Annotated in this window: 16 protein-coding genes and 1 riboswitch; of the genes, 11 read left to right on the top strand and 5 right to left on the bottom strand. The window is 42.8% G+C overall.

Going from position 1 to position 19,180, the window contains the following annotated elements; all coding sequences use genetic code 11:
• Window positions 1-245, top strand: a 245-nt coding sequence (locus FFM57_RS09895; RefSeq protein ID WP_371851233.1) for a hypothetical protein, incomplete at its 5' end; no start/stop codon positions are given.
• 12 nt (window positions 246-257) lie between these two features.
• Window positions 258-1,412 (top strand): hypothetical protein, encoded by a 1,155-nt coding sequence (locus tag FFM57_RS02255; protein WP_137598903.1) that lies wholly within the window; start codon window positions 258-260, stop codon window positions 1,410-1,412.
• 51 nt (window positions 1,413-1,463) lie between these two features.
• Here FFM57_RS02255 and FFM57_RS02250 read toward each other — a convergent pair whose 3' ends face one another.
• Window positions 1,464-2,255, bottom strand: a complete 792-nt coding sequence (locus FFM57_RS02250) for a helix-turn-helix transcriptional regulator (protein ID WP_137598902.1) — start codon at window positions 2,253-2,255, stop codon at window positions 1,464-1,466.
• 133 nt (window positions 2,256-2,388) lie between these two features.
• Between FFM57_RS02250 and arfA the strand changes: the two genes are divergently transcribed.
• Window positions 2,389-3,888 carry an arabinosylfuranosidase ArfA gene (gene arfA, locus FFM57_RS02245; protein ID WP_137598901.1) on the top strand — a complete coding sequence of 500 codons (1,500 nt, stop codon included), beginning with the start codon at window positions 2,389-2,391 and terminating at the stop codon, window positions 3,886-3,888.
• Between the two features lie 55 nt (window positions 3,889-3,943).
• Here the strand turns inward: arfA and FFM57_RS02240 are convergent, their stop codons facing one another.
• The 4 genes from FFM57_RS02240 to FFM57_RS02225 all read right to left on the bottom strand — a co-directional run bounded on the left by FFM57_RS02240 (window position 3,944) and on the right by FFM57_RS02225 (window position 8,339).
• Window positions 3,944-4,678, bottom strand: coding sequence for an amino acid ABC transporter ATP-binding protein (locus FFM57_RS02240; RefSeq protein WP_137598900.1), 735 nt, complete (start codon window positions 4,676-4,678; stop codon window positions 3,944-3,946).
• 3 nt (window positions 4,679-4,681) lie between these two features.
• A complete protein-coding gene (locus FFM57_RS02235; protein WP_137598899.1) occupies window positions 4,682-6,280 on the bottom strand; it encodes an ABC transporter permease subunit in 1,599 nt (532 codons plus the stop codon).
• A 102-nt stretch (window positions 6,281-6,382) separates the two neighbouring features.
• Window positions 6,383-6,555, bottom strand: a riboswitch (Lysine riboswitch).
• Between the two features lie 134 nt (window positions 6,556-6,689).
• Window positions 6,690-7,769 carry an iron-containing alcohol dehydrogenase family protein gene (locus FFM57_RS02230; protein WP_137598898.1) on the bottom strand — a complete coding sequence of 360 codons (1,080 nt, stop codon included), beginning with the start codon at window positions 7,767-7,769 and terminating at the stop codon, window positions 6,690-6,692.
• Window positions 7,770-7,925: 156 nt separating this feature from the next.
• Window positions 7,926-8,339, bottom strand: a complete 414-nt coding sequence (locus FFM57_RS02225; protein ID WP_137598897.1) for a DUF4430 domain-containing protein — start codon at window positions 8,337-8,339, stop codon at window positions 7,926-7,928.
• A gap of 229 nt (window positions 8,340-8,568) precedes the next feature.
• Between FFM57_RS02225 and pgmB the strand changes: the two genes are divergently transcribed.
• From pgmB to FFM57_RS02185, 8 genes are all read left to right on the top strand, one after another.
• Complete coding sequence (gene pgmB / locus FFM57_RS02220; protein WP_170999858.1) at window positions 8,569-9,222, top strand: beta-phosphoglucomutase; 654 nt, start codon at window positions 8,569-8,571, stop codon at window positions 9,220-9,222.
• Between the two features lie 35 nt (window positions 9,223-9,257).
• Entirely contained in the window at window positions 9,258-10,943 is a 1,686-nt protein-coding gene (locus FFM57_RS02215) for a glycoside hydrolase family 13 protein (protein ID WP_137598895.1), read from the top strand.
• On the top strand, window positions 10,940-12,568 hold the full coding sequence (locus FFM57_RS02210) for a glycoside hydrolase family 13 protein (RefSeq protein WP_137598894.1): 1,629 nt from the start codon (window positions 10,940-10,942) through the stop codon (window positions 12,566-12,568). Before FFM57_RS02215 ends, FFM57_RS02210 begins: the two co-directional genes overlap by 4 nt.
• Window positions 12,569-12,586: 18 nt before the next feature.
• Entirely contained in the window at window positions 12,587-13,552 is a 966-nt protein-coding gene (locus tag FFM57_RS02205) for a LacI family DNA-binding transcriptional regulator (protein WP_137598893.1), read from the top strand.
• Window positions 13,553-13,754: 202 nt separating this feature from the next.
• Window positions 13,755-15,524, top strand: a complete 1,770-nt coding sequence (locus FFM57_RS02200; RefSeq protein WP_137598892.1) for a glycoside hydrolase family 13 protein — start codon at window positions 13,755-13,757, stop codon at window positions 15,522-15,524.
• Between the two features lie 114 nt (window positions 15,525-15,638).
• Complete coding sequence (locus FFM57_RS02195; RefSeq protein ID WP_137598891.1) at window positions 15,639-16,916, top strand: extracellular solute-binding protein; 1,278 nt, start codon at window positions 15,639-15,641, stop codon at window positions 16,914-16,916.
• A gap of 65 nt (window positions 16,917-16,981) precedes the next feature.
• On the top strand, window positions 16,982-18,277 hold the full coding sequence (locus FFM57_RS02190) for a carbohydrate ABC transporter permease (RefSeq protein ID WP_137598890.1): 1,296 nt from the start codon (window positions 16,982-16,984) through the stop codon (window positions 18,275-18,277).
• A 4-nt stretch (window positions 18,278-18,281) separates the two neighbouring features.
• Window positions 18,282-19,133, top strand: coding sequence for a sugar ABC transporter permease (locus tag FFM57_RS02185; protein WP_137598889.1), 852 nt, complete (start codon window positions 18,282-18,284; stop codon window positions 19,131-19,133).
• The last annotated feature ends 47 nt before the right edge of the window (window positions 19,134-19,180 follow it).

Below are 19,180 nucleotides of genomic sequence, written 5' to 3'. Positions count from 1 at the left end.
TTCCGATTCAGCGAGCAATAAAACAGCATGCGCAAATATCAAAGAAGCCCTCGGATAATTATCCGAGGGTTTTCTTACGTGCTCCTTTTGTTTTCCGTGAAAAACGACCAGCGCAAAAACAAGTGATTATTGAAGTCCAAGATCAGCAGATTAATTCCTTTACGCAATTCATCTGCCAGTTCCAATTGAAATTTATTCATGAACAGAAATATTCATTGGAACAATACTTTAAGAGTTTATATTAAGGAGTTGTATTTATGTTTAACAAAACGATTTTTAAACAAACGTTAAAAGCGAATTATGTTCTTTGGCTAATTTTTACCATCGTGATGAGTGCTGTGAGTGCGTTGATTATTGCCGTCTATGATCCTAAAGCGATGGTCAGTGTCTCTAGTATGATTGAAAATTCGGCGATGGCTGACCTGGTGGGGGTCACGGTAGGGGTCGGCTTAACCACGGCTCAAGTTGCCCATGGGGGTGTCTTCTCACAAGCCCGTACGGCAGATGTTACGGCTACCGCTGATTATTTAGGGGTTAGTGAGGAAAAGTTGGATGATAATCATTATTTGATTTATGCCGATGAAAAAGCAGTGACTCAAGGAGCTAAAGCGCGAGATATTGATGAAGATATCTATCAAGCTTACTTGTTGCAAAAAATGACGGAAGAAGCGAACCAAGCGGCAGCAGATGAACTGGATAAGGACGTTAAAACCGTTAAGAAAAATCCCCAACTCATTTTAGCTAATGCAGCAGCCTTAAAAGCGGCAGCGGCTAAAATGAATATGGAAACGAGTCAATATCAAGCTGTATTAACGCAACAAATCGCTCAAGCCACCGATACCCAGCAAGCTAGCGCTTTACAAGAAAAACTATTAGCCGGGATGACGGCAGCTGCTAAAACCATGAAAATTGATGCCGAAGAGCTACAAGATAAGTTGGGAGATTTAAAGAATAATGATGAAGCCTTAGCCGCAGCGGAGCAGGCTGCACAAATTCCACAAGAACAATTTGTGGCGGCAATTAATCAACAATTGGCAACAAAAGAAATCGCGATGGACGAGGGTTTAGATTTTGACATGGGGGAATATTTAACCATGAACCTAGGACTCTTCTTACTATTATTTGCTATTAGCAGTATTTCTTTTGCCGCATCTTGTATTTTTAATTTAACGAAGTACTCCATGATGTTTGGCGCAGGTCTCCCTATTGCCTTTTTCCTCTTTAAAATATTAGCGGAAACCAGCGAACAATTGGAAGTCTTAAAATACTTGTCGTTAAATAGTTTGTTTGACCCTACCGCAATTACCGGAAACGGGGAATATCTGGTTCAATTTATCATTTTAGCCCTTTTAGGTCTGTGTCTTTATATCATGGGTCTAGAATGGTTTAAGAAAAAAGACTTGCCCCTCTAAGTAAAAATAAAAACGCGACTTAGCAATTTTGTGCTAGGCCGCGTTTTTTACTTACAATAAAATTTTTCGCTGTCGATACTCCTTCGGCGAACAATGATAATATTTTTTAAATAAGCGATTAAAGTGTTGGATGTTTTGAAATCCAGCTTGATAGGCGGCTTGTTTAATGGATAATGCATCGTTAGTTAAGAGGTACAAGAATTTTTGCATCCGAGCTTGGGTGAGTTCTTCATTTGGGGTAGCGTTGAAAAATTCTTTATAGAGCTTATAAAATTGGCTTTTCCCTAAGGCCAGTTTGGTGCATAGCAGTTCTGCCGTCCATTGTTTTTCGCAGCGACTCAGCATCATCAAACGAGTGGATAAAAAGCGGGGATAAAGCTCAGCATTTTCTTGAATAAAGTGCTGGGTGTGTCCGCTACGTTCTAACGTGATGAACAACTCTTCCAGATAATTGGCTAAAAGGGTCGTACTATGGGGCAAATGGTTAACGTACTCTTGATAAATTTTTTGCAACAAATGGTTTAAGCCAGCGGTATTTGAAGGATAAAAAAGTTGGTTGTAGGGCAAATGATAAATATCTTCTAAGGGAAGGTCACTGGCAAATTCCACATAGCTATTAAAAAAAGTTTGGGGTGCGCGATAGTGTTGAAACGTCGTGGGGGTGTACAAAAGGCACGCGCCAGCTTCAGCTAACTCTTTGTGACCATCGGGAAAAGTAAATTCCATCGGAGCCAAAATCAATAAAAATAAATATTTGCCTAAACCTTTAGGGCGATAGATAACGTCACCATCGGGATTATAGGTATCAAAGCCACAAAAGCTCACGGTAAATTTTTCAGCCATATTTTACACCCCTGCTGTCTATTTTCCTTCAGTATAGAAGAAGCGGAGAAAAAGTCAATTGTAGCAGACAAAAAGATATTTTTTTATCAAGGGCAAGTCTTTATAATAAGAGTAAAGAAAGGGGTTTCGCAAAATGAAAAAAGCACAAATTACCATTGATAAATATTTTTTACTCGGGAAAGTCGATGACCGCCTCTATGGCTCCTTTGTGGAACATTTAGGTCGTTGCGTCTATGAAGGCATTTACCAACCGGGAAGTCCTTTGGCTGATGAAAATGGTCTTAGAAAAGATGTGGCGGCTTTAATTCGCCAACTAAACGTGCCAATTGTCCGTTATCCAGGGGGAAATTTTGTTTCTGGTTTCCGTTGGGAAGATAGTGTTGGTCCTAAAGCAGAGCGGCCAGCTAAATTGGACTTAGCATGGAAAGTTGTGGAGAGCAACCAGTTTGGTTTGAATGAATTTATGGCGTGGACCAAAGAAGTAGGCACCCAACCCATGATGGCTGTGAATCTTGGCACGCGGGGGATTGAAGCGGCGAAAAATATTGTGGAATACAGCAATATTAAAGGGGGCAGCTATTACAGCGACTTGCGGCAAAAACACGGCGTAAAAGATCCCCACAATATCAAGTTGTGGTGTCTGGGTAATGAAATGGATGGTTTTTGGCAAGAAGGGCACAAGACTGCCATGGAATATGGCCGGCTAGCGCAAGAAGCCGGCAAAGCCATGAAAAAAATTGATCCGACGATCGAACTTGTCGCTTGTGGTAGTTCGGCTTTAAACATGCCAACTTTTGGGACGTGGGAAGACACGGTACTTTCCCAATGCTACGATGAAGTGGATTATCTTTCCTTGCACCAATACTACGGCAATCCTAACGACGACACACCAGAATTTCTCGCCAACTCTTTGGGCATGGATCAGTTTATTTCGCAAGTCGTCGCCATTTGTGATTTTGTCAAAGCGAAAAAACGGGGGAAAAAAGATATTCATTTATCCTTCGATGAATGGAACGTTTGGTACCATTCCCACGAGCAAGATACTAAAATTGAACCATGGAGCCAGCATCCTCATCAGTTGGAAGATGTGTACAACTTTGAAGATGCCTTAATGGTCGCCAGCATGATGATTACCTTATTGCGCCACGCCGATCGTGTGAAAATTGCTTGTCTAGCCCAATTAGTCAATGTAATTGCACCGATTATGACTAGCGATACCGCTGCTTGGAAACAAACAATTTTTTATCCTTTTGAAATGATTAGTAACCACGGTCGCGGTGAAGTGCTACAAACCTTGGTGCAAAGTCCTACTTATGAATGCAGCCGCGGCGATGCGCCGTATCTAGACGCGGTGGTCTTAGCCAATGACGATGAAACTTTAACGATTTTTGCCGTGAATAAAGATTTAGCAGAAGACTTAGAAGTCAGCTGTGACTTGCGTCAATATGAGGGTTACCAAGTTGTAGAGCAAGTGGTCCTACACCATCCTGATTTGAAGGCTGAAAATACCGAAGCTGAACCTTTAAAAGTCGTGCCGCAAAAAGCGCACACCGCCCGCTTAGAAAATGGCCGCTTCACGGTAGTCTTAGGCCAACAAAGTTTCCAAATGATTCAATTGCAAAAACAAAAATAATTACCAAAAAGCACCGCCAACTGTCCTGTTTGATAGTTGGCGGTGCTTTTTAACTTTATTTCAACACGCGCCCTAAAAATTCTTTGGTGCGGGCTTCTTGCGGGTGGTTAAAGATTTGTTCTGGCGTGCCTTCTTCGGCAATCAAGCCTTTGTCCATAAAAATCACGCGGTCGGAAACTTCTTTAGCAAACCCCATTTCGTGAGTCACCACCAGCATAGTTAAACCAGTGTGGGCTAATTTTTGCATGATACTCAAGACTTCTCCTACCATTTCTGGATCTAAAGCCGAAGTTGGCTCGTCAAATAATAAGACGTTAGGGTTCATGGAAAGGGCACGGGCGATAGCCACTCGTTGTTTTTGTCCGCCAGAAAGTTGGTTAGGCCGGGCTTTAATAAAACGGCTCATCCCCACTTGCTCGAGGTTTTTGAGAGCAACTTGTTGTGCTTCTTCTTTGTTGCGCTTTAACACCGTCATTTGGCCCGTCATACAATTTTCTAAGACGTTCATGTTGTTAAATAAGTTGAAGGATTGAAAAACCATCCCTAGGTGCGTACGATATTTTGCCAAGTTATATTTTGCGGCCAGTACATTTTCTTGGTTGTAAATAATTTCGCCACCAGTCGGTTGTTCCAGCAAGTTAATGCAGCGTAAGAAAGTGGATTTCCCAGAACCAGAAGCGCCGATAATCGTCACGACTTCCCCAGGTTTAACTTGTAAACTAATATCTTTTAAGACGACGTTTTTACCGTAACTTTTTTGCAAATGATTGATTTCAATAATGTTTTCCATAACTTAGGCTACCTCCTGGTCAGTTGTCGTCTCGTCAGTAATTTGCGTGTAGGCGCTAGGTCCATCCATTTTCTTTTCCACGGCGCGCAAAATCGTGGTAATGGTAAAGGTGAGAATCAAGTAGATAATCCCAATGATGGTGAAGGTTTGGAAGAAGAGGAAGTTGGAACCTGCCGCGGAATTTCCTTGGAAGAAGAGGTCGGCAAAACCAATCACGCTTAAAACAGCAGTGTCTTTAATGTTAATGACAAACTCATTGCCCGTAGCCGGCAAGATGTTCCGTAAAACTTGGGGCAAGACAACTTTGCGCATCGTTTGACCGTGCGTCATGCCAATGGCTTGAGCAGCTTCAAATTGGCCGCTGTCCACAGCAAAAATGCCGCCTCGCACAATTTCTGACATATAAGCGCCGGTGTTGATGGAGACGATGAACAGTCCGGCAAAGGTGCGATCCAATTGTAAGCCTAATAAAATCGGTACGCCATAGAAGATAACCATAGCTTGCACCATCATGGGTGTTCCTCGGAAGACTTCAATATAAATGGACAACAAAATGTTCATGAGTTTTTGCAAAAAGCGGGTGAGGGCATGGTGGGCTTTAGGTAAAGTGCGGAAGACGCCTACTAATAAGCCAATCATCATTCCGGCAACGGTTCCCACTAAAGCCACCAGTAAGGTTAAACCAGCTCCCCGTAAAAATAAATTGCCATATTGTTGCCAAATGGTTTTAACTTGAGTGAAAAAAGAAGGGTTAGTAGCAGCGGCCGTTGTGTCAGCGGGTTGATCTTGAATTGCTTGATCCATTAAGGCGCTGCGTTCCGCGCTGGAAATGGTGGCTAAAATTTCGTTCACGCGGGCCACATCGGAGTCACCTTTACGCATTCCCACCGCCACTTGCACATCTTCAGGTGAAGTTTGGAAATTATTTTCTGGGGTAAACTCTAACATTTTAAAGTGACTATCCACGGCTGTCGCTGTGACGCCTTCCGGTCGCTCGCTGACGTAACCATCAATAATGCCGGCGGTTAGCGCCGCCCGCATCGCCGAAAAGCTATCCATGGCGGTTTCTCTTTGCACCTCAGGGATTTGGTCAATGACGGAATAATGGAAGGTGTTTAATTGCGCAGTAATTTTAGCACCACTTAAGTCTGCCAAGCTTTGGGCATTAGCAAAAGGGCCGTCTTGTCGTACCACCACCACTAATTGTGATTCATAATACGCATCAGTAAAATCAATTTCTTTACGGCGTTCTGTTGTTGGGGACATGCCGGCAATAATCGCATCAATCGTGCCAGATTGTAAGGCAGGGGACAAGCCATCCCATTTTGTTTTGACAATCACTAATTTTTTACCGAGACCGTCGGCGATTTTTTGCGCGATTTGGACGTCATAACCGCCGGCATAAGAAGTGGATTGATACATTTGAACGGCCCCATTCGCGTCCGTACTTTGTGTCCAGTTAAAGGGGGCATAGCCAGCCTCCATCCCTACTCGAAATTCATCTGTCGGCGTTTTTTCATCAGCTGCGACCCCTTGAACGTTAAAAATATTAATGCTCATCAAGGCCAATAAAGCTAACAGCCACAGTCCTCTTTTTTTCATTCTCTTCATCCTTTCTCTTCTAACCTGACTTAAATTTAACAATAAAAAAAGCCGCCGCACATCATTATGCAGGCCGCTACCGGGATTGAAGATACCTCTTCACAAAAACATAGCACAACTTAGCGAAACGCTAAGACAGTTCGCAGGCTATTGACCTGTGTCCCAACATACGAAACGAAAGTTTTTTCGCACATTTCGGCGGATCACCCTAGGCCTGTTTCCACGTGACTTTCCACTCCACAGGATTAATGATCTCCGCGACCTCTACCTCAATTTGCTGAGGCGTTATTCAATTGTCAATTCATTTAATAAGTCTAGCGAGCCTGGGCCCAAATGTCAATGATAACTTCAGTTTTTCTTTTTGCCCTAAAAAAGACGCACAGCTCTTAACGCCGTGCGCCTAAATATTTTAATTTTTAGCGATAAATGTTTCTAGTTTTTCGATGGCCTGTAAAACTTTTTCGCCAGTAACTGCCGGATCAATCAAATTAAAGTAATCGGTAGGATCCGCGGCTAACTGCGCTACTGGGGCTAAAGTTTCAGCGTCAAATGCGCCAAGATTTAATTGGGTAACAGAAGTGGGTAACCCAACAGCGTGATAAAAAGGTAAGAGCTGGGCAATCTCATCATAATCGCCGGTATAACTCAATTGGACTAAGACACCGTAAGCTACTTTAGCGCCGTGGAAAATTTCGTGGGTGGCGGGTAAATAAGAAAGACCGTTGTGGGTGGCATGAGCGCCGGCTGTCCGCCCAAAGTTAACGGCAAAGCCCCCCACCGTGCCGGCTAAAGCAATCACCGTGTCAGCAATGCGCCCAAAAGCTGGGGTCACCGTTTGTTCTTTTAGTGCGGCTAAGGCAGCAAGGGAGTCTGCCAATAAAATATTTTTAATTTCTTTAGCACTGGCAATCCCTAAACGCACGCCAGCATTTTTAGTGTCGGCACTTAAGCGCCGCGTGATGCCTTCAATTTCGTACCATTTCGCTACCGTATCACCAATGCCAGCAATTAAATATTCCACCGGTGTAGCTAATAAAAAGCGATAATCCACCAAAGTTAAAAAGGGCGCATCTTGAAAATATTGAATATCTTTAAAAGTATGGTCAGGATGATAGACAGCGGCAATCGGCGTATAAGGAGCGCAATTAGAAATCAGCGTCGGTACGGCAACAAGTTTGCAACCGAGAATTTCAGCGACTAATTTACTCGTATCTAAAACGCGACCGCCCCCAATCCCGATAATAACTTCAGCCGTGCCAATTTCTTGTGCTAAACGGGCGGCATCTTCATTACTGGCACTACCGTCATAATAAAAAAGCGGGTAGGCAAGCTCAGTATTGTAGTAGGCGGCAAAAATTTTAAACGAAGTGGGTCCGGTAATCACCGCAACTTGCGTAAAGTTGGTTAAGTATTGGGGCAATTCCTGTAAAACATTTTCGCCACTGACATAACGATTGGCTCCTGGTCGGACTTCAAAAGAAATATTCATGGGGTTCCTCCTTAGGGCACATTAGTCAGCCTGCGCCCAAATGTTAAATTGACCTCAGTCTACTCCCGGAAAAGTTTGTTGTCAATATTTTCTGATAATTTAAGACTGATAAAAAACTTAGTAGCGCATTGGCCTACTAAGTCTCGTAAAAATATGCTACTTAAATTCCTCGTAAGTGAAGGTGACCTGATCACCATCTTTTAAAATCGTTTCACCAGCGCCGGTAGTGACCGTATGATCATTGACTGCGAAAATCCAGTAGTAATTATTTTTTTCATCTTGTTCCAGCTCATCAATGCTTAAGATAAAGTCGTTGACTTCCTCCACTTTAAAGTTGGCTTTTAAAACTTTTAGTAAGCTGGCACCTTCAGCGAAGTGCACGGTCTTTTCGTCAAAAGTTTTGTCACCTTTCATTAAGGTGATGGTAGCAGTCTCAGTGGCAGGTGCTTCACTAGTGGCGGTGGTGGAGCTTGTAGTAGTGCTAGTCGAGTCAGAATTTGGCTGCGTATTGCAAGCTCTTAAGAGGAAAAAGCCTAAAAGAACGAGAAAGCTTATTTTTATTTTTTGCATCGTCTACTCCTTCAGCAAAAGTTTTTTCTTAGTGTATCACCAGTCTAACAAAAAGAAATCTTTTCCCCAAGAAAAATAACAAAAAATAAAAAAATTCAGGACTTTTCCGCTATTTGCAGGCTTGACGTGAGTTGACGCTAGCAAAAGGGACTTGCTAGAATGAAGTGATAAATCGTCATTTTAACGAAATTTATAAGCCGATAGTCGTCGGCTGAAAGGGGTCATCACCATGTATCAAGGGGCAATCTTTGATTTAGACGGCGTGTTAGTCGACACCGCCAAATATCACTTCTTAGCGTGGCAAGCGCTGGCACAAAAATTAGGCATTCACTTTACGGAACGAGACAACGAACGCTTAAAAGGCGTCTCTCGTATGGCATCTTTAGACGTTTTACTCTCTTTAGGCGACCAACAATATGATACGGCCACCAAAGAAAAATTTGCGCAAGAAAAAAATGATTTATATGTCAGCTACATTGAAAAGATGGATGCAACGGAAATTTTACCAGGGGTCACCGCCTTATTAACCCATCTCCAACAAGAAAAAATTAAAATTTGTCTCGGCTCAGCTAGTAAAAATGCGCCCTTAATTTTAAAGCGCACCGGCTTAGATCAATACTTTGATGCGATAGTCGATGGCAATGATGTACAAAAAGCCAAACCAGATCCCGAAGTTTTCTTAAAAGGCGCCGAAAAGTTAGGGCTTGCGCCAACGTTTTGTGTCGTTTTTGAAGATGCCTTAGCAGGTTGTGAAGCGGGGAAAGCTGGCGGCATGTACGTAGTAGGTGTCGGTACGAAAGAAAATTTACCATTAGCAGATGAAGTTCATGCTAATTTAGTCGACTTCACAGGTGATCATTTGTTTCAATTAAAAAAATTGTGAGCGGTAACATTTTATAACAAAGTAAGAGGTGCAAGATGACAAAATGGTGGCAACACGCTACGGGCTATCAAATTTACCCCCGTAGTTTTCAAGATAGTAATGGCGACGGAATTGGTGATTTAAAGGGTATTCAGCAACGTCTGCCTTATTTAAAAAAATTAGGGGTGGATTTTATTTGGTTGAATCCTATTCATCCATCTCCTAATGTAGACAATGGCTATGATATTGCCGACTATCGGGACATCGCGCCCGAATATGGTACGTTGGCGGATTTTAAAGAATTATTAGCCGCAGCTCATGCGCTAGATTTAAAAATTATTTTAGATTTAGTGGTGAATCACTCTTCAGATCAACACCCTTGGTTTCAAGCAGCCCTCGCTGATCCCACTAGTAAATATCGCGACTACTATATCTGGGAAAAGCCAATTTTTAATGAGGAAACGCAAATGCCAGAGGCGCCTAACGATTGGCTGTCAATTTTTGGGGGTTCGGTGTGGGAGTGGCACGAAGCTAGTCAACAGTATTATTTCCATACTTTTGCTAAAGAGCAACCTGATTTGAATTGGGAAGTGCCAGCGTTGCGGCGAGAAGTTTTAGACATCGTCACCTTTTGGTTAGAAATGGGTGTCGATGGTTTCCGCATTGATGCGATTTCCCATATTAAAAAAGCACCGTGGTCAACGCCTTATGATGCGCTACGGCCCTTCGCTAATTTTCAAAATGTCCCCGGCATTGAGCTTTTCTTACAAGAACTGGGGACGGTCTTTAAGCATTATGATTGTTTAACGGTGGGGGAAGCTTCTGGTGTGACGGCCGCCCAAGCCCCAGCTTGGGTGGGCCCTCATGGCTACTTTGACATGATTTTTGAATTTGATCATTTGGATTTATGGAAAAAGACGGCCGCAGACAGTCTGGATGTGGTGGGGTTAAAAGCGGCCTTGGTGCGCTGGCAAAAAGCTTTAGCCGATGGTCGGGGGTGGAACGCTCTTTATATGGAAAATCACGATTTGCCCCGCAGTATTTCTTTATTACAGCCGCCAAAAAATTTGGAGGAAAAAGCGGGAAAAGCACTAGCTATGATGTACGTCTTGCTCCAAGGCACGCCGTTTATTTACCAAGGCCAAGAAATTGGCATGGAAAATTATCCCTTCACGCAACCAACGGAATTTGATGCGGTGGACTCGCGGCATTTTTATCACGAGTTGGTGACCACCGGCTTTGAGCCAAGAGAAGCCCTTAGCTTAGTCGGCAAGACGACCCGTGATAATGCCCGCACCATGATGCAATGGGATGAAAGTGTGTTTGCCGGTTTTTCCAACGTGCAACCGTGGTTTCAAGTAAACCCCAATAAAGAGCATTTAAACGTCACCACCAACTTAAAAAATTCGCAGTCCCTCTTTTGTTTTTATCAAGAGCTTTTAACCTTGAAAAAAAATAATCCGGCTTTAAACAAAGGCCGCTTTACAGACTTCCAACCGGAAAATCAGCAGACCTTTGTCTACGAGCGACAAATAGCAGACACGCGCTTTTTAGTGATGGTGAACTTAACACCACAAATTGCCATGCTGGCTTTGCCCCAACAAGTGGAGAACGCCGAACTATTGTTGAGTAATGTTGAGGTGACCCAAAGTTTAGGAGATACGCATCACTTGACTCCTTATGAAGCGCGTCTTTACAAAATAGTAACGCCAGCAAATAATAGCGAGGAGGACATTACATGAAACAAGCTCATTGGTGGCAATCAGCTATCGTTTACCAAATTTATCCCCGTTCTTTTCAAGATAGTAATGGCGATGGGATTGGGGATTTGCCGGGAATTATTAGTCGCCTGGATTACTTAGCTGAACTAGGGATTGAAGCGCTGTGGCTGTCCCCTGTTTACGCGTCTCCTAATGACGACAACGGCTACGATATTTCTGATTATCGCGCCATTATGCCCGAATTTGGCACGATGGCGGATATGGATAAATTAATCGTCGAAGCTAAAAAGCGCAACATTCGCTTGATTATGGATTTAGTAGTCAATCATACTTCCGATGAGCACCCGTGGTTTCAAGCGGCCCAAAAGTCAAAAGATAATCCTTATCGCGACTACTACATTTGGGCGGATGGGCAAGGAGACTTGCCACCTAATGATTTGACCTCCGTTTTTTCAGGTTCGGCCTGGGAGTACCAAGCCGCTACGGAGCAATACTACCTCCATATGTTTAGTAAAAAACAACCAGATTTAAATTGGAAAAATCCCCAAGTACGGGTCGAAATTTATGACATGATGAATTTTTGGTTAGCTAAGGGCATCGGGGGCTTTCGTTTAGATGTCATCGACCAAATTGGCAAGGAGCCTTTCCGAAAAATTATTAATAATGGACCGCAACTTCACGCCTACTTGCAAGAGATGAATCGTGAAACCTTTGGCAAGTACGACGTGATGACGGTGGGGGAAACGTGGGGGGCGACACCGGAAATCGCCAAGCTTTATTCCAATCCAAAGCGTCACGAGTTTTCCATGGTCTTTCAATTTGAGACGATGGAAGTCGACCAAGTGCCCGGCAAAGAAAAGTGGGATAGTCGTCCTTTCGACGTGCCCCAACTTAAAAATATTTTAGCTAAGTGGCAGACGACTTTAGGGGATGAAGGCTGGAATTCCTTATTTTGGAATAATCATGATTTGCCACGGGTCATTTCGCGTTTCGGTGCGGAAGGAATTTTACGGGAAAAATCGGGCAAATGTTTGGCAATTTTGTTACACTTAATGAAAGGGACACCTTATATTTATCAAGGGGAAGAAATTGGCATGGTGAATCGCCAAGTGAACTCCTTAGCCGAAGTCGCCGATATTGAGTCTTTAAATATGGCCCAAGAACGTCTCGCCCGTGGCTTCACCATGGCAGAAGTCTTGGCGATGATTAACCGGATGGGGCGCGACACCGCTCGTTCGCCATTTTTATGGAATGACCAGCTGCAAGCTGGCTTTACCACAGGCACACCGTGGCTATCCATCACACAAGATTATTTAACCATAAATGCGCAACGGGCCTTAGAACAACCAGACTCCATCTTTTATACCTATCAACAATTAATTGCCTTAAGAAAAGCTTGGCCATTAGTGGTTTGGGGGGATTTCACTTTATTAGCCAGTGCTCCCAATGTTTTTGCTTATGAGCGTTCCTATCAAGGGGAAACTTTACTCATAGTGGCGAACCTCAGTAAAGAAGCAGCTGTCTTTACGCTACCGCGGGCAGTGGAACGAGTAGTAATTACCAATCGATCGGCTTTGAATGACCACCAACTTGAATTACATTTAGCACCTTACGACGCCCTTGCTGTCGTTTTAGAACCAGTTTAAGAAAAGAGGGGATGACCCATGACCACTTTGGCTGACGTTGCCAAACGGGCGAATGTCTCAAAAATGACCGTTTCCCGCGTAATTAATCATCCAGAACAAGTCACGGAAGAGTTAAAAGATTTAGTTTTTAAAGCCATGAAGGAGTTAGATTACACGCCCAATATCGCCGCTAAAGCACTAGTCAACCACCGTTCGCAAATTGTCAAGTTGTTGATTTTAGAAGAAATTGACACCACTGAACCCTACTATATGTATTTGTTGATGGGGATTGCTAAAGCAGTAGGTCAGGCCCATTACTCTTTACAATTTGTAACGGATCCTTTAGTGGATAATGGCACTTGCGACGGCTATATTATTACCGGTTTTCGCTCTGGCGATTTTGAATGGATCAAGTCTTTAACCAAACCGGTGATTTTATTTGGGGAAAATACGGCGGGCATTGACTTTGTGGATAGCGATAATCAATACGGTACCGTGATGGCTACTAAGCACGCGGTAGCTTGTGGCTATCAAAAGTTAGTCTATATCGGCATGGATGTCAATGAATCTTTTGAGTTATCTCGTGAGGCCGGCTACCGGCAAGTGGTGGAAGAAAGAGGTCAGCTCCCTGAAATTTTACGCTTTAAAAATCGCTCAACGTTAACCCAAAACTATATTATGGAAAATTGGTGGCACTTTGCGCCGGATACCTGTTTTATTTGCAGCTCTGATCGCTTAGCAATTGGTATTGAGCGGGGCATCTTAGCTATGGGGGGCCAGATTCCACAAGACTTTGGAGTAATTGGCTTTGACGGCGTCTTCTTAGACCAAGTGAGCTCCCCGAAGCTAACGACTTGTAAACAAGCCATCACCAAGATGGGAGAAGTTTGCGGTGAGCTCCTAGTGAAAAAAATTAATGAAAATGGTGCTTCACAAGGCTTTCGCCGTTTCTTACCGCAACTTATGGTGCGGGAAACAACGCGGCCTATCCCTAAGGAAAATTAAAACTGCGAAGAGAGGATGACAAGCTTGTACTAGTCATCCTCTCTTTTTTGCATAAACGTTGCTGGTCCAACCTCTTTTTTGTTATCGCTAACAGCTTGTGCTGTAAAACGCTTTCGTGTATGCTTTTTGTAACGACAAGAAGTAAGGGAGTCCAGTCTGCTCCTTCTTGTTTTTTAAACTTAATTTTTTGAAGGAGGAAGCTATGGAAACCGCTGCTATTTATCACCGCCCTGATTCCGAGTACGCTTTTTTGTATACCGCTGACCGTTTGCGCATTCGCTTACGCACTGCTAAAAATGACGTGAAAGTGGTGGCCTTAATCAAAGGCGATCCTTATGACATTACTCAAACTAAATGGTACTTGGAAAAAGTCCCTATGGAAAAAACACTAAGCACGGCGCTGCATGATTATTGGGAATTAGAAGTGACGAGTGAAACGCGTCGTTTGCAATACGGTTTTTACGTGGAAGGCTTCGATGGCTTACAAGCCTTTTATGGCGACCAAGGATTATTCCCTTATGAGGAAGAACATCTCGCCGTTCCTAATGCGTACTTCCGGATGCCTTACTTCCAAGAAATTGACCGCTTTAAAGCACCGGCTTGGGTCAAAGAGACCGTCTGGTACCAAATTTTTCCAGAGCGTTTTGCTAATGGAGATAAAAGTAATGACCCTAAAGGCACACTACCTTGGGGAAGCAAGGCGCCTGATCGGGATGACTTTTTCGGTGGAGATTTGCAAGGAATTTTAGACCACTTGGATTATTTGGTAGACCTAGGGATTAATGGCTTATATCTTTGCCCAATTTTTAAAGCTCATTCCAATCATAAATATGACACCATTGACTACTTAGAAATTGATCCTGACTTTGGCGATAAAGCGCTCTTTAAAAAATTAGTAGACGCCGCCCATGCTAAGGGCATCAAAATTATGTTAGATGCGGTCTTTAACCATATGGGGGACACTTCCCCTCAATGGCAAGACGTGGTAAAAAATGGCGAGAAGTCCCGTTATGCTTCTTGGTTCCATATTCATAGCTATCCCGTTGATCAATACGTCATGACAGATGTGGTGGAAACCGCCGCTAACCTTTCCTATGACACCTTCGCCTTTACTCCCCACATGCCTAAACTCAATACGGCTAACCCGGAAGTGCAAGACTATTTGCTAAACATTGCGACTTACTGGGTACGGGAGTTTGATATTGACGGTTGGCGCTTAGATGTGGCTAACGAGGTGGATCATCATTTCTGGAAATTATTCCACCAAGCAGTCTTAGCTATTAAACCAGATTTATATATCTTAGGCGAAATTTGGCACTCTTCACAAAGTTGGCTCAATGGCGATGAATTCCACGCCGTCATGAACTATGCCTTTACTGATAGTATTAAAGATTATTTTGTCAAAGGCTTGATTGCGCCTAGTAAAATGGTTTCGGGCATGAACCAACAACAGCTCCTTTATCGGGATCAAACTAACGAGGTAACCTTTAACTTACTAGATTCCCATGATACGGCGCGGATTTTAACCTTAGCCAACGGTAATCTTCAATTGGCACGGGCCGTCTTAACCTTTATGTTTATGCAAAAAGGTTCGCCATGTATTTACTATGGTACTGAAATTGGCATGACTGGTGGCGATGATCCTGATTGTCGGAAATGTATGATTTGGGAGCCAGCTAACCAAGACTTAACCATGCTAGCCTTTACGAAAGAGCTGATTGCTTTGCGTAAAAATTACGCCGCTGTTTTAGCTTGTGGCAGGACAAATTGGCAAGTGGTTTCCGATGAAACAGAAGTACTAATCTTTAATCGCTCTTACGAAAATGTTACTTTAACTGCCTACTTCAATGCCGGAGTGGATGACCTTTCCCTTGAATTAGAAGGAGAAATCTTGTTGCAACAAAATTGCTTATTAACAAACGACAGTAATTTTGTTTTACAACAGCACGGCTTTGCGATTACTTTAGGATAAGAAAAAACTTGTTATCGGTAACACGGAGAAAACGGTTGCATAACGAATCTTCTCTAGGCATAATAAAAGAGAACCAAAAACAAAACGGATTTTTATTAATAGGAGGAAGAAAACATGAAAGTAAGTACATTCAAAAAAATCGGCTTAGGCCTCGCTTCCATCAGCGCCTTAATGGTCTTAGGAGCTTGTAGTAGTTCCGGTTCTAAAACAGATGGCTCTAATGACGCTAATTCATCTTCTGACAGTAAAACCTTAACGATCTCTGTCGATAAAGGGTATACCGAATATATGAATGCCATCAAAGGGCAATTTGAAAAAGATAATGATGTCACTATTAAGTTAGTGGAAAAAGATATGTTTGAACAATTAGAAGCTCTTGCTTTAGATGGCCCTGCTGGCAAAGCGCCTGACGTGATGATGTCTGCTTATGACCGCATTGGTTCCTTAGGGGCACAAGGTCATTTAGCTGAAGTTAATGTAGATGCTAACGCCAGTGATTATGACGATACAGATAAAGCACAAGTAACGGTGGATGGCAAAATTTATGGCGCACCAGCCGTTATTGAAACTTTAGTTCTTTACTACAATAAAGATTTAGTGGATGCAGCCCCAGCAAGTTTTACTGACTTAGAAGCTTTAGCCAAGGATTCACGTTTTGACTTCACTTCTGAAAGTGGTAAAAATACCGGCTTCTTAGCTAAGTGGACGGACTTCTACTATTCTTATGGTTTGTTAGCGGGTTACGGTGGTTACGTCTTTGGTGAAGATGGAACGGATCCAAGTGATATTGGTTTGAATAATAGTGGAGCGGTAGAAGGAATTACTTACGCCGCTGACTGGTTCAATAATGTTTGGCCACAAGGGATGAAAGACGTTTCTTCAGCAGGAGATTTCGTAACACAACAATTCATCGATGGTACTGCGGCTGCTATTATTGATGGCCCTTGGCAAGCAGCAACATATAAAGATGCCGGCGTTAACTATGGTGTGGCTTCCATTCCAACGTTAGACAACGGTAAAGCTTACCAATCCTTTGGTGGTGGTAAAGGTTGGGTTGTTTCTAACTACAGCAAAAACAAAGAGTTAGGACAAAAATTCTTAGACTACGTCACTAACCAAGAAAACCAAGAAACTTTCTTTGAAATGACCAATGAAATCCCTGCTAACCAAGCGGCTAGAGAAACAGCTAAAGGGAAAAACGATGAATTAACGACGGCTGTAATTACGCAGTACGCCGATGCACAACCAATGCCAAACATTCAAGAAATGGCTGAAGTTTGGACTGGTGCCGAAAACTTGATGTTTGATGCTGCTTCTGGTACCAAAACACCACAAGAATCAGCAGATGATGCCGTTGCCCTCATCAAGGAAGCCATTGAACAAAAATATTAAGCACAAATTAACGGCGGAGAATTTTAGATTCTTCGCCGTTTGTTTTAGAAAAGGAGGGGCTTGAGGTGCAAGCTCAAAAAAAAGATGTAAAAAAAGCCACGTTGCTTTCCCTGATTCCCGGATTAGGACAATTTTATAATCAACAACCTTTAAAAGGGGTCGTCTTTTTAGGAATCTTTGTGGCCTTTGTGGTGCAAATGATTCTCAAAGGGGCTAGCTCTTTAGCCGGATTAATTACTTTAGGTAGTGTCCCCATGGAAGATCATTCTTTATTCATGTTGATTGGTGGCACGTTACAACTGATTATCACGGTAATTTTCTTAATCTTTTACGCTTTAAACATTAGTGATGCGCGGCGAGTTGCGAAACATTGGAATGCGGGGGACAAGGTTAATACTTCAGCCAAAGAAATTATTTACACTATTGGCGATGGTGGTTTTCCATACCTCCTCACGATGCCGGCTTACTTATTAATGATTTTTGCGATTGTTTTTCCGGTATTAGTAACGCTGTTTATCGCTTTTACCAACTACGACTTTAAACATATTCCACCGGCTTCTCTAGTGGATTGGATTGGTTTTGATAATTTTAAAAGCATGTTCTTCTTAAGCTCTTATCGTCGCACTTTTGTAACGGTTTTAGGCTGGACGGTAATTTGGACGTTATGTGCTACTACGCTACAAATTACTTTAGGTGTGCTAACGGCAGTTATTACCCATCAAAAATTCATTAAATTCAAACGGATTTTCGGGATTATTTTCTTGCTACCGTGGGCTGTACCAGCATTCATTACCATTATGAGTTTCTCTAATATCTTTAATGATTCCGTGGGGGCCATTAACACGCAAGTTATTCCGTTTTTGAATCAATTGTTACCGTTCTTTGACATTCCGGCAATTGCTTGGAAAACGGATCCCAACTGGACCAAAGTGGCCATCATTATGATTCAAGGCTGGTTAGGTTTCCCTTATATTTACGTCATGACTACTGGGATTTTGCAGTCCATTTCTGAAGATTTATATGAAGCGGCTAAAATCGATGGTGCCAATGCGTTCCAACGTTTTAGAAATATTACTTTACCGGCGATTTTCTTAGTAGCTGCTCCAACTTTTGTTACCCAATATACGGGGAACTTCAATAACTTCTCCATGATTTACCTCTTTAACAATGGGGGGCCGGGTTCTGTTGGTGGTGGTGCTGGTTCAACGGATATTTTAATTTCGTGGATTTATAAGTTGACGACAGGGACTTCACCGCAATACTCCATGGCTTCGGCGGTCACCTTAATTATTTCCGCGATTGTCATTAGTGTATCCCTACTGGTCTTCAAAAAGACCAATGCCTTTAATATGGAGGACTGATCTTATGCATTCATTGAATAAAAGCGCCAAGTTTCGACGCGGCCTCACCCAATTTTTTACTTATCTCTTTATGATTTTGTTGTCCATCGTCATTATTTATCCGCTGCTGATTACGGCTTCTACTGCTTTTAAATCAGGAAATATCGCGGCTTTTAGTTTGAACTTTAAGAGTGAATGGACCTTGCGGAACTTCTCCCGGCTATTTACGGAAACCTTGTACGGTACGTGGTACAAAAACACTTTGATTATTTCCATTTTCACCATGGTGATTCAAGTAACTGTGGTGACGTTAGCTGGCTATGTCTATAGTCGTTATCGTTTCTACGGACGAAAGTCTAGTTTGACCATCTTTTTAATTATTCAAATGGTACCAACGATGGCTGCTTTAACCGCCTTTTATGTCATGGCTTTCTTGTTAAACGCCTTGGATCGTTACTGGTTCTTAACGATGATTTATATCGGTGGCGGGATTCCTATGAATACGTGGCTGATGAAAGGCTACTTTGATACAGTACCCCTCGACTTAGATGAATCGGCTAAATTGGATGGGGCAGGTCATTTCCGTATTTTCGGTCAAATCGTTTTACCGTTAGTAAAACCCATGATTGCGGTCCAAGCCTTGTGGGCCTTTATGGGACCTTTCGGCGATTACATGTTAGCTCGCTTCTTATTACGGACACCAGAAAATCAAACGGTGGCTGTCGGTTTACAAAGTTTTGTCTCTGATGTTACCAATCAACGGGTTTCCCTTTTTGCCGCTGGAGCCATCTTAATTGCTTTACCAATTTGTTTACTCTTCTTCTTCTTACAAAAGAACTTCGTCACTGGCTTAACCTCTGGTGGGACGAAAGGGTAAGGAATTTACTTATTCACAACAATGCCACTTGTCGCTAAAAAAAGTGG

Origin of the sequence: Enterococcus nangangensis (genome assembly GCF_005405245.1) — a bacterium.
Classification (GTDB): domain Bacteria; phylum Bacillota; class Bacilli; order Lactobacillales; family Enterococcaceae; genus Enterococcus_J; species Enterococcus_J nangangensis.
The sequence above is the reverse complement of the archived record's forward strand: the minus strand, read 5'-3'. Positions and strand labels throughout refer to the sequence as shown.